The 1,072-nt window shown below is 53.1% G+C and carries 1 protein-coding gene; it reads left to right on the top strand.

Features of this window, described 5'->3' with window-relative positions; genetic code table 11:
* Positions 1-95 precede the first annotated feature (95 nt).
* A complete protein-coding gene (locus QUA25_RS29330; protein ID WP_332970815.1) occupies positions 96-1,067 on the top strand; it encodes a transposase in 972 nt (323 codons plus the stop codon).
* The last annotated feature ends 5 nt before the right edge of the window (positions 1,068-1,072 follow it).

Genomic DNA, 1,072 nt, shown 5'->3' with positions numbered 1-1,072 from the left:
AGGCTAGAACGGTATCAAGGGAGCCCCGGCCACTACCAGGGCGTCCCGTTTAACAAGTTGAAGCTGGAGCTGGAAGGCCCCAGTGGATATTCAACATGTCAAGTCTACACCTGAACGTCGGGGTCGATGTTTCTAAAGACACCCTGGATCTGTGCTTCTTTGCCAAAGACCAAATCAAGCACAGCTTCACAGTCAAGAACTCTCCAGCAGGGTTTGAGCAGATTGTAAAGAAGCTGGAGAAGATGGCTCCTAAAGACCAGTGGAGGATCACGATGGAAGCGACCTCTTCCTGCCACAAGGCTTTGGTGTGGCACCTGGCTGAAGAGGGAGTCCCTGCTGTGGTGATGGCTCCTAATCAGGCTAGAAGCCTTGCCAGGGGTCTTGGAATCATTAGAAAGAATGATGCGACAGACGCCTATGTTCTGGCTGTGTGCTCGCAGAAGAACTGGAAAACCCCCAGGAAGCCTCCCACCAAAGAACAGGCTGAACTTCAGGAGCTTTCAAGAAGGATAGACAGCCTTAAAGCTCAGGCGGCTGACGAGAAGAAGAGAATGGGCAAGCCTTCCGCCTGTGCAGAACTCATCAAATCCTGCACGAGAGTCATCAGACTTCTTGACAAGGAAATCCAGCAGGTGAGCCAGCTGTGGCTGGTAAAGCTGAAGCAGAGCCAGGAGCTTGTGAAGAAGCACCGCCTCATGCTGAGCATCCCTGGTGTGGGCCCTGAAACAGCCCGCAAGGTCTTGAGTGAACTCTTCTTGACAGATGAACTAAAGAACGTCAAGCAGTGCATCGCCTACGCTGGGCTGGCTCCGCAGGAATGTTCGAGCGGGACGAGTCTTAACCGAAAAGCCACCATCCACGGGACAGGCAGCAGATTCTTGAGGACAGCTCTTTTTATGGGAGCCATCTCCTGTTCCAGACATGATGCTGAATGCTCAGCCCACTACGACCGAATGCTGGAAGCCGGAAAACCTAAGAAATGCGCTCTGGTCGCCATCATGGCCAGAATGCTCCGCCGGATTGTGACAGTGGTCAACAGAGGAACCGAATGGACCCCAACCCCTTGACAATT

Origin of the sequence: Microcoleus sp. Pol17C6 (assembly GCF_036701145.1) — a bacterium.
Lineage (GTDB): Bacteria > Cyanobacteriota > Cyanobacteriia > Cyanobacteriales > Microcoleaceae > Microcoleus.
The sequence above is the reverse complement of the archived record's forward strand: the minus strand, read 5'-3'. Positions and strand labels throughout refer to the sequence as shown.

Coding starts and splice junctions, on each gene's coding strand:
- QUA25_RS29330 (WP_332970815.1), top strand. CDS start 96: ATGTCAAGTCTACACCTGAACGTCGGGGTCGATGTTTCTAAAGACACC.